Origin of the sequence: Bradyrhizobium sp. CER78 (assembly GCF_029846235.1) — a bacterium.
GTDB lineage: Bacteria > Pseudomonadota > Alphaproteobacteria > Rhizobiales > Xanthobacteraceae > Bradyrhizobium.
The window spans coordinates 269,984-285,716 of record NZ_JARVWP010000001.1; the positions used below are offsets into that span (position 1 = coordinate 269,984).

At 63.1% G+C, this 15,733-nt stretch carries 14 protein-coding genes; 10 read left to right on the forward strand and 4 right to left on the reverse strand.

The features are described from left to right. Positions 1-9: 9 nt before the first annotated feature. Positions 10-2,139: an acetate--CoA ligase family protein gene (locus QDT69_RS01180; protein ID WP_279704848.1), complete on the reverse strand. Its 2,130-nt coding sequence runs from the start codon at positions 2,137-2,139 to the stop codon at positions 10-12. A gap of 217 nt (positions 2,140-2,356) precedes the next feature. Here QDT69_RS01180 and QDT69_RS01185 point away from each other — a divergent pair, with 217 nt between their 5' ends. From QDT69_RS01185 to QDT69_RS01200, 4 genes are all read left to right on the forward strand, one after another. Next, positions 2,357-3,052 (forward strand): GntR family transcriptional regulator, encoded by a 696-nt coding sequence (locus QDT69_RS01185; RefSeq protein ID WP_050387017.1) that lies wholly within the window; start codon positions 2,357-2,359, stop codon positions 3,050-3,052. An 89-nt stretch (positions 3,053-3,141) separates the two neighbouring features. Further along, positions 3,142-4,884 (forward strand): oxalyl-CoA decarboxylase, encoded by a 1,743-nt coding sequence (gene oxc / locus QDT69_RS01190; RefSeq protein ID WP_279704849.1) that lies wholly within the window; start codon positions 3,142-3,144, stop codon positions 4,882-4,884. Positions 4,885-4,945: 61 nt separating this feature from the next. Further along, positions 4,946-6,223, forward strand: coding sequence for a formyl-CoA transferase (gene frc, locus QDT69_RS01195; protein WP_279704850.1), 1,278 nt, complete (start codon positions 4,946-4,948; stop codon positions 6,221-6,223). A 239-nt stretch (positions 6,224-6,462) separates the two neighbouring features. Beyond that, positions 6,463-7,446: a cysteine synthase A gene (locus QDT69_RS01200; RefSeq protein ID WP_279704851.1), complete on the forward strand. Its 984-nt coding sequence runs from the start codon at positions 6,463-6,465 to the stop codon at positions 7,444-7,446. Between the two features lie 102 nt (positions 7,447-7,548). On the opposite strand, the gene QDT69_RS01205 is transcribed toward QDT69_RS01200, so the two are convergent. The 3 genes from QDT69_RS01205 to QDT69_RS01215 form a co-directional block, all read right to left on the reverse strand. Further along, positions 7,549-8,304, reverse strand: a complete 756-nt coding sequence (locus QDT69_RS01205; protein WP_279704852.1) for a hypothetical protein — start codon at positions 8,302-8,304, stop codon at positions 7,549-7,551. Positions 8,305-8,618: 314 nt separating this feature from the next. After that, positions 8,619-8,861 (reverse strand): helix-turn-helix transcriptional regulator, encoded by a 243-nt coding sequence (locus QDT69_RS01210; protein WP_024579626.1) that lies wholly within the window; start codon positions 8,859-8,861, stop codon positions 8,619-8,621. A 10-nt stretch (positions 8,862-8,871) separates the two neighbouring features. After that, entirely contained in the window at positions 8,872-9,429 is a 558-nt protein-coding gene (locus QDT69_RS01215) for a DUF2975 domain-containing protein (RefSeq protein ID WP_050423973.1), read from the reverse strand. A gap of 137 nt (positions 9,430-9,566) precedes the next feature. Here QDT69_RS01215 and QDT69_RS01220 point away from each other — a divergent pair, with 137 nt between their 5' ends. The 6 genes from QDT69_RS01220 (at position 9,567) to QDT69_RS01245 (ending at position 15,721) form a co-directional block, all read left to right on the forward strand. Next, positions 9,567-10,070, forward strand: a complete 504-nt coding sequence (locus tag QDT69_RS01220; protein WP_279704853.1) for a DUF2147 domain-containing protein — start codon at positions 9,567-9,569, stop codon at positions 10,068-10,070. A 380-nt stretch (positions 10,071-10,450) separates the two neighbouring features. Then, on the forward strand, positions 10,451-10,594 hold the full coding sequence (locus QDT69_RS01225; RefSeq protein WP_279704854.1) for a hypothetical protein: 144 nt from the start codon (positions 10,451-10,453) through the stop codon (positions 10,592-10,594). Positions 10,595-10,848: 254 nt separating this feature from the next. Further along, positions 10,849-12,144 carry an oxalate/formate MFS antiporter gene (gene oxlT / locus QDT69_RS01230; RefSeq protein WP_050423972.1) on the forward strand — a complete coding sequence of 432 codons (1,296 nt, stop codon included), beginning with the start codon at positions 10,849-10,851 and terminating at the stop codon, positions 12,142-12,144. Positions 12,145-12,382: 238 nt separating this feature from the next. Continuing rightward, the gene (oxlT, locus tag QDT69_RS01235; RefSeq protein ID WP_279704855.1) at positions 12,383-13,702 is read left to right on the forward strand and encodes an oxalate/formate MFS antiporter; all 1,320 of its coding nucleotides are present in this window, start codon (positions 12,383-12,385) and stop codon (positions 13,700-13,702) included. Between the two features lie 275 nt (positions 13,703-13,977). After that, positions 13,978-14,412 (forward strand): CBS domain-containing protein, encoded by a 435-nt coding sequence (locus QDT69_RS01240; protein WP_050423996.1) that lies wholly within the window; start codon positions 13,978-13,980, stop codon positions 14,410-14,412. A 313-nt stretch (positions 14,413-14,725) separates the two neighbouring features. Then, positions 14,726-15,721: a nitronate monooxygenase family protein gene (locus tag QDT69_RS01245; RefSeq protein WP_146984813.1), complete on the forward strand. Its 996-nt coding sequence runs from the start codon at positions 14,726-14,728 to the stop codon at positions 15,719-15,721. Positions 15,722-15,733: the final 12 nt, after the last annotated feature.

A 15,733-nucleotide genomic window follows, 5' to 3' on the forward strand; every position in this document is an offset into this window, starting at 1 on the left:
TTGTCGATCTCAGAGCAAGCCCGCGCCGCGCGCCCACTTGTACTTGGCGCCCAGCACCTCGACCGGCAATTCGGTCGAATAGGCGTAGGCCGGAATGCCGTTCTGATACAGGTACTCGGCAGCTTCCTCGACCTCGACGTCGCCGGCGAGCGAGGCCACTATCGGCTTGACGAAGCCCTTGGCCTCCATCTCCTTCTTCACCTCGACCATGTTGCGCGCGAACACCATCGGCGGCGTCACGATGGTGTGCCAGTAGCCGAGGATCAGCGCATGGATGCGCTCGTCCGACAGGCCGAGCTTCACGGTGTTGACGTAGGTGATCGGCGGCTCGCCGCCGGTGATATCCACAGGATTTCCGGCCGCGCCAAACGGCGGGATGAACTTGCGGAACGCCGCATCGAGGTCCGGCGGCATCTGCATCAGCGACAGGCCGTTGTCGACCACGGAGTCGGAGAGCAGCACGCCGGAGCCGCCGGCACCGGTGATGATTAGCACGTTCTCGCCCTTCGGCGTCGGCAACACCGGCACGCCGCGGGCGAATTCCAGCAGTTGCCGGAGCGAGCGGGCGCGGATCACGCCGGACTGCTTGAACACGTCCTCATAGATCTTGTCATTGCCGGCGAGCGCGCCGGTATGCGACGACGCCGCCTTCGCGCCCGCAGAGGTGCGGCCGGCCTTGAGCACGACCACCGGCTTCTTCTTGGAGACGCGCTTGGCGGCCTCCGCGAAGGCGCGGCCGTCCTTGAGGTCCTCGCAGTGCTGCGCGATCAGGTTGGTGTTTGGGTCCTGCTCGAAGAAGGCGAGCAGATCGTCCTCGTCGATATCGGACTTGTTGCCGAGGCCGACGATCGCCGACACGCCCATCTTGGCCGAGCGCGAGAAGCCGATGATCGCCATGCCGATGCCGCCCGACTGCGACGACAGCGCCGCGTGGCCCTTGACGTCATAGGCGGTGCAGAACGTCGCGCACAAATTGGCCGGCGTATAGTAGAACCCGTAGATGTTCGGCCCCATCAGGCGGATGTTGTACTTCTTGCCGACCTCGACGATCTCGGCCTGCAATTCCGGCGCGCCGGCTTCAGCAAAGCCCGAGGGAATCAGCACCGCACCCGGGATTTTCTTCTCGCCGCATTCGGCGAGCGCGCCGGCGACGAATTTCGCGGGGATCGCGAAAACAGCCGTGTCGATCACGCCGGGCACGTCCTTGACGCTCTTGTAGGCCTTGTAGCCCAAGATCTCTCCCGCCTTCGGGTGGATCGGATAGATCTCGCCCTTGTAGCCGCCGTTGATGAGGTTCTTCATCACCGAATTGCCGATCTTGCCGTCCTCGGCGGAGGCGCCGATCACCGCAACGCCCTTCGGCTGCATGATGCGGCTCATCGCGGCGACGATCTCTTCGGTCGGACGCGGCGCCGGGCGTGGCTTGTAGTTGAAGTCGACGACGATGCGGACGTCGGCGGCGATCGCGTTCTTGCTGGTAGCGAACACCGGGTTGAGGTCGAGCTCGACGATCTCCGGGAAATCGCTGACCAACTGCGACACCTTGACGATGACGTCGGCGAGCGCCTCGCGATTGACGGGGTCGCCGCCGCGCACGCCCTTCAGCATCTCATGGGCCTGGATGCCGTCGAGCATCGACAGCGCATCGTCCTTGGTCGCGGGCGCGAGGCGGAAGGTGATGTCCTTGAGGATTTCGACCAGCACGCCGCCGAGGCCGAAGGCGACCAGCTTGCCGAACGAGCCGTCGGTGATCGAACCGACGATCACTTCGGTGCCGCCGCCCAGCATCTGCTGGACCTGAATGCCCTCGATCTTGGCATCGGCCTTATATTTCTTGGCGTTAGCGAGGATGGTTTCGTAGCTCTTCTCGGCGTCCGCGGCGCTCTTGACGCCCACCACGACGCCGCCGGCCTCGGTCTTATGCAGAATATCGGGCGAGACGATCTTCATCACGACCGGGAAGCCCATGTCGGAGGCGATCCGGGCGGCCTCGGCCGCCGACTTGGCAACGCCCTCCTTCGGCACCGGAATGCCGTAGGCGTCGCAAACCACCTTGCCTTCGGGCGCGGTGAGGCTCGTACGTTTGTCGGCCCTGACCGCATCGAGAATCTTGCGGACCGCATCCTTAGAATTTGACATCGGCTTCCTCCTGGGACAAATTTTGTGGCATTTGGTATGCCAAAAACGTAATTGTCAAGGTCGGTCGACGATCAAAAAGTCCGAAAAATAAGGGCAGCTTGACATTCTGGTATTTGGCATGCCAAAAATCTAGGGTGATTTCTTCTGCTAAGAAGACGTCTCCAAGAGGAGGAGACGAGTCGTGCCAGAACCGAAACAGACCAAGGCGTCGCCCACCATGGCTGACACAGATATCGCCATCGTCCGGATCGCGCCGGAGACGAGCTTCAAGAACAAGGCCTATGAAGCCTTGAAGGAAGCCATTCTGAAGATGGACATCTACGCGACGCCGGAGCCCGTGATGCTCGACGAGCGCGCATTGTCCGAACGCCTCGGCGTCAGCCGCACGCCGATCCGCGAAGCGATCGCGATGCTCGAGCAGGACGGCTTCGTGAAGACCGTGCCGCGCCGCGGCATCGTCGTGGTCCGCCGCACCAAGGCGGAGATCGTCGACATGATCCGCGCCTGGGCGGCGCTGGAGAGCATGGCGGCGCGCCTGATCACGACCACCGCGCGCAAGAAGGACATCTCGGCGCTGCGCGACTTCTTCAAGGACTTCAGCGACGACCGGCTGCCGCAGGATCACGTCGAGGAATACTCCAAGGCCAACATCGCCTTCCACCAGGCGCTGATCTCGCTGTCGGAATCGCCTGTGCTGGTCGACCTCACCAACGACCTGCTGCTGCATGTGCGCGGCTATCGCCAGCTCACGATCGGCCGCAAGGACCGCACCGCAACCTCGCTGCCGGAGCATCTCGGGATCATCGAGGCGCTGGAAGCGCGCGACACCGAGCTCGCCGAGAAGCGCGCACGCGATCACACGCTCGGCCTTGCCGCCTATGTCGAGGCGCATGGCCAAGAGTTGTTCACGTAGAGAACCGTTCACGTAAGTTTGAGAATCCACACACCCTTCAGACGACAATCAGATCGTCCGAACAAAGAACGATCAGGGAGACGATGCCGATGCTGAATACCGCTACGAAGTCCGAGGCACCGGGCACCGAGCAGGAACTGACCCAAGAGCTCACTGATGGCTTCCACCTCGTCATCGATGCGCTCAAGCTCAACGGCATCGACACCGTCTATGGTGTGCCGGGTATCCCGATCACGGACCTGGGCCGCATGGCCCAGGCGGCGGGCATTCGCGTGCTCTCGTTCCGCCACGAGCAGAATGCCGGCTATGCGGCCTCGATCGCCGGCTTCCTGACCAAGCGTCCCGGCGTCTGCCTGACGGTGTCGGCGCCCGGCTTCCTCAACGGCCTCACCGCGCTGGCCCACGCCACCACCAACTGCTTCCCGATGATCCTGATCTCCGGCTCGTCCGAGCGCGAGATCGTCGACCTGCAGCAGGGCGACTATGAGGAGATGGATCAGCTCGCGATCGCCAAGCCGCTGTGCAAGGCGGCGTTCCGCGTGCTGCACGCCCAGGACATCGGCATCGGCCTTGCGCGCGCGATCCGCGCCGCGGTATCGGGCCGTCCAGGAGGCGTCTATCTCGACCTGCCGGCAAAGCTATTCGGCCAGGTGATGGACGCTGCGGCCGGCGAGAAGTCCCTGGTCAAGGTGATCGACGCGGCGCCCGAGCAGATCCCCTCCCCGTCTTCGGTGAAGCGCGCGCTCGACGTGTTGAAGAGCGCAAAGCGTCCGCTGATCATCCTCGGCAAGGGCGCGGCCTATGCGCAGGCCGACGAGGCAATCAAGAATTTCGTCGAGAAGAGCGGCGTGCCGTTCCTGCCGATGAGCATGGCGAAGGGCCTCTTGCCCGACCTGCATCCGCAATGCGCGGGTGCAGCGCGCTCGACGGTGCTGAAGGAAGCCGACGTCGTGATGCTGATCGGCGCCCGCCTCAACTGGCTGCTGTCGCACGGCAAGGGCAAGACCTGGGGCGAAGGCCCGAAGAAGTTCATCCAGGTCGACATCGAGCCGAAGGAAATGGATTCCAACGTCGAGATCGTCGCCCCCGTGGTCGGCGATATCGGCTCCTGCGTCTCCGCGTTCCTCGACGCGATGGGCGCGAACTGGTCGGCCGCACCGAGCGATTGGCTCGCAACTGTCGCAAAGAAGCGCGACGACAACGTCGCCAAGATGGCGCCGAAGCTGATGAGCAACGCTTCGCCGATGGATTATCACGGTGCGCTCGGCGCGCTGCGCGCGATCATCGCGGAACGCCCCGACACCATCTTCGTCAACGAAGGCGCCAACACGCTCGACCTCGCCCGCGGCGTGGTCGACATGCACAAGCCGCGCAAGCGGCTCGACGTCGGCACCTGGGGCGTGATGGGCATCGGCATGGGCTATTCGATCGCGGCTGCGGTCGAGACCGGCCTGCCCGTGCTCGCGGTCGAGGGCGACAGCGCGTTCGGTTTCTCGGGCATGGAGGTCGAGACCATCTGCCGCTACAAGCTGCCGATCTGCGTCGTGATCTTCAACAATGACGGCATCTATCGCGGCACCGACGTCAACAGCGCCGGCGACGATCCGGCGACCACCGTGTTCGTCAAGGGCTCGCGCTACGACAAGATGATGGAAGCCTTCGGCGGCGTCGGCGTCAACGCCACCTCGCCGGACGAGCTGAAGCGCGCGGTCAATGCGGCGCTGGATAGCGGCAAGCCGACCCTGATCAACGCGGTGATCGATCCGGCGGCGGGCTCGGAGAGCGGCCGCATCGGCAACCTCAATCCGCAGAGCGTTTTGAAGAAGAAGTAACCCCTCAAACCCACATCACTCCCTGCGGGTGCAGGGGCAGACAGAGTACGGAGCAATAGATATGACCAAGGCGCTCAAGGGCGTTCGCATTCTCGATTTCACCCACGTCCAGTCGGGTCCGACCTGCACGCAATTGCTGGCCTGGTTCGGCGCCGACGTGATCAAGGTCGAGCGTCCCGGCGTCGGCGACATCACACGTGGCCAGCTGCAGGACATCCCGAACGTGGACAGCCTGTATTTCACCATGCTGAACCACAACAAGCGCTCGATCACGCTCGACACCAAGAACCCGAAGGGCAAGGAAGTGTTGACCGCGCTGATCAAGCAGTGCGACGTGCTGGTCGAGAATTTCGGCCCCGGCGTGCTCGATCGCATGGGCTTCCCCTGGGAGAAGATCCACGCCATCAACCCGAAGATGATCGTCGCCTCGATCAAGGGTTTCGGCCCGGGCCCGTATGAGGATTGCAAGGTCTACGAGAACGTCGCGCAGTGCACCGGCGGCGCCGCCTCGACCACCGGCTTCCGCGACGGCCTGCCGCTGGTCACCGGCGCGCAGATCGGCGACTCGGGCACCGGCCTCCACCTCGCGCTGGGCATCGTCACCGCGCTCTATCAGCGCACCCATTCGGGCCAGGGCCAGCGCGTCACCGCGGCGATGCAGGACGGCGTGCTCAACCTCGCCCGCGTCAAGCTGCGCGACCAGCAGCGCCTCGCCCACGGCCCGCTCAAGGAATACAGCCAGTTCGGCGAAGGCATTCCGTTCGGCGATGCCGTGCCGCGCGCCGGCAACGATTCCGGCGGCGGCCAGCCCGGCCGCATCCTGAAGTGCAAGGGCTGGGAGACCGACCCGAACGCCTACATCTACTTCATCACCCAGGCCCCGGTCTGGGAGAAGATCTGCGACGTGATCGGCGAGCCGACCTGGAAGACCGATCCGAACTACGCCAAGCCGCCGGCCCGCCTGCCGCGCCTCAACGAGATCTTCGCCCGCATCGAAAAGTGGACGATGACGAAGACAAAATTCGAGGCGATGGAGATCCTCAACAAGGACGACATCCCCTGCGGCCCGATCCTGTCGATGAAGGAGATCGCGGAAGACCAGTCGCTGCGCGCGACCGGCACCGTGGTCGAGGTCGATCACCCGACCCGCGGCAAGTACATCTCGGTCGGCAACCCGATCAAGCTGTCGGATTCGCCGAGCGATGTGCAGCGCTCGCCGCTGCTCGGCGAGCACACCGACGAGATCCTGCGCGAGGTGCTCGGCTTCAGCGATCATCAGGTCGCCGAGATCCACGACTCCGGCGCGCTCGATCCGCCGCGCAAGCAGGCCGCCGAGTAAGCCGCACGCTCAAGCAACACGCCAAATGGCCGCGGGCAACCGCGGCCATTTTTGTTTGCATGAAGCACCGCGGCGCGCTCTGCACGGATTCAGCTACTGCCTTTTGATCGCTCAAGAGAATGAAATCTCTGCGATCGCACCACAAGCGATAGCGATCCTTCCCAAATCATGTCGAGAACAGCACCAACGCGCTGAGGAGCCCGGCGTAAGATGGCGGAACAAGAGGAAGGTGGGGCACCATGACTGTTCGCTCGGGTCTGTTGGATGCGATCGGCAACACGCCATTGATCAGGCTCCGAGGGCCATCGGAAGCCACCGGCTGCGACATCTACGGCAAGGCGGAATTCCTCAATCCGGGCGGCTCGATCAAGGATCGGGCGGCCCTCGCGATCATCAACGACGCCGAGCAGCGCGGCCTGCTCGAGCCGGGCGGCACCATCGTCGAAGGCACGGCCGGCAATGTCGGCATCGGCATTGCGCTCGTGGCCAATGCCCGCGGCTATCGTTCCGTGATCGTGATGCCCGACACGCAAAGTCAGGAGAAGCAGGACCTGCTGCGGCTCTACGGCGCCGATCTGCGCCTGATACCAGCGGTGCCCTATTCCGACCCGAGCCACTATGCGCGCTATTCCGCGCGCCTCGCCGCGGAGCTGGGAGCATTTTGGGCGAACCAGTTCGACAACGTCGCCAACAGTGAAGGCCACTATCGCACGACCGGCCGCGAGATCTGGCAGCAGACGGACGGCAAGATCGACGGCTTCACCTGTGCCGTCGGCAGCGGCGGCACCCTGGGCGGCGTGGCACGCGCCCTCAAGGAACGCAATCCGAACGTGAAGATTGCGCTCAGCGATCCGATGGGCGCCGCGCTCTACAACTGGTTCACCACGGGCAAGCTGACGACAGAAGGCGACTCGATCACGGAGGGCATCGGCCAGGTCCGCGTGACGAAGAACCTCGAAGGCGCGCCGATCGACATGGCCTACCAGATCACGGATGAGGAGGCGCTACCGGTCCTGTTCGACCTGATCGAACATGAGGGGTTGGTGCTGGGCGGCTCGAGCGCGATCAACATCGTCGGGGCAATGCGCCTTGCGCGCGACCTCGGCCCCGGCAAGACCATCGTCACCATCCTCGCCGACGGCGGCCAGCGCTACCAGTCTAAGCTGTTCAATCCGGATTTCCTGCGCAAGAAAAATCTGCCGCTGCCGCGCTGGATGAGTTGAGCCGGGCGCTCCTGGTCAAGAGCGGTTCGTCGCTGCTTGGCGAGCGCGCCGACGCTGCAACAAGCAACGCCGACGACGTCTCTCCTTCGCGCTTTCGCCCTCTCAGGAAGTTCTGATCGGAATGGCGGAGACGTGGAACACCTCGAGGTTGCCGGGCGTCCATTGCGGCAGGGATCCCGGGGCATAGTACTGGCAGTTGACGATGCCGCTTCCATTGCCCTGCCGCGACGTGACTCGGGCGGCATTCATCCGCAGATAGGCATTCGGATAGTTAAAGGATCGGATCGCAACGACGGGACTGTTGGGGATCGAGACGAACCGGAACACCTCATCGTTTCCAGGCACAGCTTGCGGCTGCGCGCCTTGGGGATAGTACTGACAGTTGACCGTTCCGCTTCCGTCGACGTTGAATTCAGTGACGCTCGAGCCGTCCATGCGCAGATACGCATTCGCGGAAACGATCGATCGGAGCGCGAAAGCCGTGTCGGAGACTGGAACGAAGAAGACCTCGTCATTGCCGGTCGCGGTGATCGGCTCGCTTCCCGGGCCGTAGAACTGACCATTGACGGTGCCGCTGCCGGCGCCGTTAGGGCTGGTCACCGCGGAGGTGTCCATGCGCAGGAATGCGAAGAAGTTGCTCGCGGAACGAATCCAGATGTCTGTCATCACGCTGTTCTCCTCGGAGAGAGTTTCTCCAGTTGGAAACTGGCGGGCCGCGAAGCTGTCGTGGCGCCAGCTGATATCGCAAGAGTTCGCCAGGCGATCCCGCTTGCTCTGGACCGTAATGCACGCCAAGGATGTATTGCCGTGATCCACGTCACAACGACGTGCGGAAGCAATCTTGCTTATTGCTTCCACCCCGCAGGATCACAATCGGCGTCCGCACACGCCCAAGCGAAAGGCGGATCGAGCCGACGCCGCCGGCATTGACCGGATTTCGCAGAGAGCCGCCAATGTCATTGCCGAGGTCGATCGGACTCATGCCGCCGGGCGACGGCAGCCGCTTCGTCGCCGCTCGATGCGCCGGCAACACGGTCTGGGCGCCATGGATTGCGTGTCAGCCCACGAAGCAAATGAGACGAAATGAAAACACGCGTGGAGTTATTGCTTTTGGCTGCGGCCGTTATCGCGCCGGTATGACGGCGGTACTTCGCGATCAATCTCGCGTCCGGTCAACCGCCCTCGCCGCTCTCGGCATCGCCACCCTCATCGCCCGGCACATACTCCAATATGTCCCCCGGCCGGCAGTCCAGCTCGCGGCAGATCGCCGACAGCGTCGAGAAGCGCATCGCCTTGGCCTTGCCGGTCTTCAGGATCGACAGGTTCTGAATCGAAATACCGATCGCGTCCGCGAGGTCTCCGAGGCGGCGCTTACGCTTTGCGAGCATGACATCGAGGTTCACCACGATGGGCACCGGCATCACCTCAGATCGTCAGCTCGTTTTCGGACTGCAACAGGATAGCGTGCTCGATCACGAACTTCAGCGCCATCAGGAAGACACCGCCGGCGACGGTGCTGACATCGACGCCGTAGCTCGGCAGGAAAAATTTGACGTCGCCGAGTTGATACAGGGCGTAGCTCACCGCAACAGTCGTGATCGTATCCACAAACGGCCAGACCACCAGGAAGATCCCCATCCACCAGACACCTTGCAGCGTTTCGGACACGAAGATCCGCCCGTTGGCGAATCGATTGACCATGCGATGAAGGATGCCGATCAACACGGCGTAAAACGATACCCCAAGCGCGAACAGCGACCAGAACAGCACCTGGCCCTTAGCCGACATGGTGAGCGGGTTGGCAACGATGGCGGCGCATTTGGCCTGCTCGCCGGTGAGGCTTTCGGCGATCGTGGCCGAGGCCGTGGTGGTGCGGTAGTAGGCGAGCCACAGCACCACCGGTAGCGCGGCCCAGATCACCCAGAACGCCCGATCGAGCCTTCGAAACCAAAGCTGGCGCTGCTCGCGAACCGATTTCCCCATCGCACCCACCCGAAAAAATTTTTGCCAAACAGGCCATTACGGTTGGGATGCATCATGCCTTGGTAATGTTGTTGACTCAACCTAAAACGTGATTTATTTCATGTTTATCATGAAATTTTTCATGAGGAAGGTGGATGATGACTTTACCCGCAGATAGTGACGGCCGGCTCAAGGCCTTAAAGCAGCTGCTCCACGCTCACCTTACCCGCCGCTTGATCGTGGCGGCGTTCCACATCCCGCTCCTCAGCGGTACCGCCGACGCCGCCAAAGCCACCGACAAGGCCAATGATCCGGCCGGCGTCTGGCTGACCCAGTCCGGCGACGCCAGGATCAAGGTCCACCGCTGCGGCGCCGCGCTGTGCGGCCGTGTCGTCTGGCTGAGGGAGCCGACCGACAAGTCGACCGGCAAGCCGCAGCTCGACGACAAGAATGCCGATCCCGCGCAGCGCACCCGGCCTGTGATGGGCATGTCGCTGTTCATCAACATGCAGCCCGCAGGCCCGAACAAATGGGCGGGCCGGATCTACAACGCCGATGACGGCAAGACCTATGAGAGCTCGGTGACGCTGGTGTCGTCGGGCACGCTGAACGTACGCGGCTGCATGGGAACGCTGTGCGCGGGCGAAGACTGGACGCGGTGAAGGGATCTGGCCCCGACCCTTCAACCGGCCAAGAAGAAAAGCAAACCCAGTCACTCAAGGCCGCCCACCGGGGCGGCCTTTCTTTATGACGGCCGCACCGCGCGGGCGCGATGGCCGCAGTTTCGCTTGGCCGGAAGCGGCTGCGCACCCCGGCTCGACGAGCCGCGGCCGAACATCCGGCCGCCGGGAACGCCTGATCCAAGGCTCTGGTTTCGCGCCACTTTCCCTCGGATCTGGGATGCCAGGTGGGCAATTATGTTGCAATGCACAGTGGCGAATGCTGCTATGCAAACAAGTCCGTTGTATCTGGTATCTGGTATACATAGTTTGGCTGCAGATGATGCCGGCCCATTGCTGGCCTCCAGTGAAAGGGGACACCAATGTCCAAGACGACTGCAACTGCCATCGCGCTCGCGCCCTCCTCCACCCTGCTCGGCCGCCTGCTGGCCTCGATCGACCGCCTGCTGATGAAGAGCGCGGAGATCTCCAACCGCAACGGCGATCTGCCGCGCTTCGGGCTCTGAGGCACGGCAATTTCCCGGCGCTCTTCGCCGCGCGTGTCTCGCTGCAAGATACGACCTGACATTGAACCTTCGACCAATGGCCCCGATTTCCGGGGCCATTTTTTTGCGCGCTGAACTAGTGTTCGCGCGCACCTGAGTCTTCTGCGGCATATGCGCACGCTGCCTCTGCGACAGCTTGAACCTTGGCATATCGGATACCAAGATGATCGCGCCGCGCCACAAGCAGAATGACAAAGCGCGCACTGGGAGGATGAATGTCGGACATGGTTCAGGCAACTGCGGCCCCCGCGGCCGCGCGTGTCAGCGACACCTATCGCTGGACGCAACTTGCGATCGGCGTCGCCGCAATGGTGATGATCGCAAACTATCAATACGGGTGGACGTTCTTCGTGCCCGACATCCAGAAGAAGTTTGGATGGGATCGCGCATCGATCCAGTGGGCCTTTACGCTGTTCGTGCTGTTCGAGACCTGGCTGGTGCCGGTCGAAGGCTGGTTCGTCGATAAATACGGTCCGCGCCTCGTCGTGCTGATCGGCGGCATCCTCTGCGCGATCGGCTGGGCGATCAACGCGCAGGCGACCTCGCTGAACGGCTACTATCTCGGCATGATCATTGCCGGCATCGGCGCCGGCGGCGTCTACGGCACCTGCGTCGGCAACGCGCTGAAATGGTTTCCCGACAAGCGCGGGCTTGCGGCGGGCATCACCGCAGCGGGCTTCGGCGCGGGCTCCGCGCTCACGGTCGCGCCGATCCAGGCGATGATCAAGGACTCCGGCTTCCAGACCACCTTCCTCTATTTCGGTCTCGGCCAGGGCATCATCATCGTGCTGCTCGCCTTCTTCCTGCTCGCGCCGAAGGCCGGACAGGTCCCGGCCGTCGTGCAGAACGCCAACATCATCCAGACCCGGCGCAACTATCAGCCGACCGAAGTGCTGCGGCAGCCGATCTTCTGGCTGATGTACTTCATGTTCGTGATCGTCGGCGCCGGCGGGTTGATGGTGACGGCGAACTTGAAGCCGATCGCCGTCGACTGGAAGGTCGACAGCGTGCCGGTGACGCTGATGGCGGTGACGATGACGGCCGTGACCTTCGCGGCCACAATCGACCGCGTCCTCAACGGTCTGACGCGTCCGTTCTTCGGCTGGATCTCCGACATGATCGGCCGCGAGAACACGATGTTCATCGCCTTCGGCATGGAAGGCTTCGGCATCTGGATGCTTTATCTCTGGGGCCACGATCCGGTGTGGTTCGTGCTGCTCTCGGGCTTCGTGTTCTTTGCCTGGGGAGAGATCTACTCGCTGTTCCCCTCGACCTGCACCGACACGTTCGGCGCCAAATTCGCGACGACGAATGCGGGCCTGCTGTACACCGCGAAAGGCACCGCCGCGCTGCTGGTGCCGATCGCCAACTACATGCAGCAATCGTCAGGCAATTGGGACAACGTGTTCATCATCGCAGCCGGCGCCAACATCCTGGCCTCGCTGCTCGCGATATCCGTGCTCAAGCCATGGCGGAAAATCGTGGTCGAGAAATCGACGGCGATGGCTTAGGCAACGCGCCACTTCTGCCGACGAAAACGCCCGGCCACCGCCGGGCGTTTTTCATTTTGCGGCACCGATCGCGAGTCCAAATCAGCCCAAAGTATGCCAGTTTTGCTGCGACGCAGCAGAAAGATGGGCTTGCTTTCTGGAATATAGTATACCAACCTCCAGCCAAGTGCTTGCGACGATACGCCACAATAATTGCGACACTGGGTCACAAGAACACCAGCGCGCTCGGGAGGATTTGATGGTTTCCAGCAATACTGCCGCAACACAAGCTCAACCTTCGTTCAGCGGCTTCCGCTGGCTGCAACTCGTCATGGGCATCATCTGCATGGCGATGATCGCCAACCTGCAATATGGCTGGACGCTGTTCGTCGATCCGATCGACGGCGCGCATCACTGGGGCCGCGCGTCAATCCAGTTCGCCTTCACGATCTTCGTGGTGACCGAGACCTGGCTGGTGCCGGTCGAGGCCTGGTTCGTCGACAAATACGGCCCGCGGATCGTCATCATGTTCGGCGGCGTGATGATCATGCTGTCCTGGGTGCTGAACTCCTACGCGGATTCACTCACCCTGCTCTACGCCGCGGCTGTGATCGGCGGCATCGGCGCCGGCTCGGTCTACGGCACCTGCGTCGGCAATGCCCTGAAATGGTTTCCCGATCGCCGCGGCCTCGCCGCCGGCGCAACGGCGGCGGGCTTCGGCGCAGGCGCTGCGCTGACCGTGGTGCCGATCGCCAACATGATCGCCTCGAGCGGTTACCAGACCGCGTTCTTCGATTTCGGCATCGGGCAAGGCCTGATCGTGTTCCTGCTCGCTTTCTTCATCCAGAAGCCCGCGGTCTCGATCCCGCCGAAGAAGAAGCAGCTCAACCTGCCGCAGACCAAGATCGACTTCACGCCGCCGCAGGTGCTGCGCAGCCCGATCTTCTGGGTGATGTATCTGGTATTCGTGATGGTCGCCTCCGGCGGCCTGATGGCGGCGGCGCAGATCGCGCCGATCGCGCACGACTACAAGATCGCCACGACGCCGGTCTCGCTCGCCGGCTTCCAGATGGCCGCGCTGACCTTCGCGATCTCGCTCGACCGCATCTTCGACGGCTTCGGACGGCCGTTCTTCGGCTGGGTCTCCGACAATATCGGACGCGAACACACCATGTTCATCGCGTTCGGCACCGGCGCGCTGATGCTGCTGACGCTGTCGACGTGGGGCCACAACCCGTTGGTGTTCGTGCTGGCCACCGCAGTCTATTTCGGCGTGTTCGGCGAGATCTACTCGCTGTTCCCGGCGACCTGCGGCGACACCTTCGGCTCGAAATTCGCGACCACCAACAACGGCATGCTCTACACCGCGAAGGGCACCGCAGCGCTGCTGGTGCCGGCTGCCAGCATCGTTGCTGCCAACTTTGGCTGGCAGGCGGTGTTCGTGATCGCGGTCGCCCTCAATGCCACCGCGGCGCTGATGGCGCTGTTCGTGATCAAGCCGCTGCGCCGCGCGTTCATCAACGGCAACGAGGCGGCTGCGGCCGCAGCCGAGACCGCGACCAACGCCAAAACGGCCTGAGATGCCGGCCTGAATTGACTGCCGGATTTCGGCACTGAACTGGTGAAAGGCGCACTTCGGTGCGCCTCTTTCGTTGGCAGGAACAGGGATGCCAGATACCAGAAGCGCTTAGAGCGGCCGACGGCCTGCCCGCTCACTCGCGGTCACAATCGTCTGAAACGTCAGCTATTCTGCCTATTTCGGCTGTTTCCAGGTGGTAGATTTCTGCGACGGCGGCGTTGACAATTGGTATTTTGTATACCAGAATCCTGTCAACGATAACCAAGGAGGTTGCCATGCAAGTCGGAGATATCCTGCGCAAGAAGACCCCTCGCGTCGCCACGGTCCGCATGAACGAGACGGTGGCGATCGCCGCGCAACTGATGCGCGCCAGCAATATCAGCGCGCTCGTGGTCAAGGATGTCGTTCGCACCGAGGGCAACACCGCCGTCGGCATGTTCACCGAGCGCGACGTGGTGCGCGCGATCGCCGAGCACGGTGCGGCCGGCGCCAGCATGAAGGTTTCGCAACTGGTCTCGGTGCAGCAGCTGGTGTCGTGCACCTCGAGCGACACACTCGAGCACATCCGTCATCTGATGACCAAGCACCACATTCGCCACGTGCCTGTGATCGACAATTACAGCCTGATCGGCGTCGTCAGCATGCGCGACATCGCCGCCGCGTTCGACGAGGAAACCGCCGCCTCGAAGAAGGACGCCGTGCCGGCGTAGCGCCAACCACCGTCATTGCGAGGAGCGACAGCGACGAAGCAATCCATCGCTCCGCAAGTGGCGAAATGGACTGCTTCGCTTCGCTCGCAATGACGCGGATGAAACAGTGCGCACCGGGTCCGCGCTCCTGAGCAGTTGACCAAAACTCTCTGACCCTCGCCTTACCTCCGCGCCCCGTCATTTCCGCATGGGCGCGCCGCAGGTCACCGGTAGACATTTGCCGGACAGGACTGCATCCTTCCCTCGACATCCAAAAACAACACCGTGCGCGGCCGTCCGCGTCGCGGAAAATTCCGATGGAAACGAGGGCAGAATGATCAAGACACGCTTCACCGAAATGTTCGGCGTCGACCACCCGATCGTGCAGGGCGGCATGCAATGGGTCGGCCGCGCGGAGCTGGTTGCCGCCGTCGCCAATGCCGGCGCGCTCGGCATGATCACCGCGCTGACGCAGCCGACGCCGGACGATTTGCGCAAGGAGATTGCGCGCTGCCGCGAGCTGACCGACAAGCCGTTCGGTGTGAACCTGACCATCCTGCCTGCGATCAAGCCGCCGCCTTACGCCGAGTATCGCCAAGCCATCATCGAAAGCGGCATCAAGATCGTCGAGACCGCCGGCAACAAGCCGCAGGAGCATGTCGACGAGTTCAAGAAGCACGGCGTCAAGGTGCTGCACAAATGCACCAGCGTGCGCCACGCGCTCTCCGCCGAGCGGATGGGCGCCGACGCGATCTCGATCGACGGCTTTGAATGCGCCGGCCATCCCGGCGAGGACGACACGCCCGGCCTGATCCTGATTCCCGCCGCCGCCGACAAGGTGAAGATTCCGATGATCGCCTCCGGCGGCTTCGGCGATGCCCGCGGCCTCGTCGCTGCGCTCGCGCTCGGCGCCGAGGGCATCAACATGGGCACGCGTTTCATGTGCACCAAGGAGAGCCCGATCCATCAGCTCGTCAAGGAACGCATCGTCGCCAATGACGAGCGCGAGACCGAGCTGATCTTCCGCACCATGCGCAACACCTCGCGCGTCGCCAAGAATGCGATCTCGACCAAGGTCGTTGCGATGGAGAAGGAAGGCGCCAAGTTCGAGGACGTCCGCGAGCTGGTCGCCGGCGCCCGCGGCAAGATGGTCTACGCCACCGGCGATGCCGACGAGGGCATCTGGTCGGCCGGCCAGGTGCAGGGCCTGATCCACGACATCCCGTCCTGCGCCGAGCTGATCTCGCGCATCGTCCACGAGGCGGAAGCGATCATCCGCGAACGGCTGGAAGCGATGATGTCTGGCGGCAAGCGCCAGGCCGCCGAATAGACATCCGCTAGT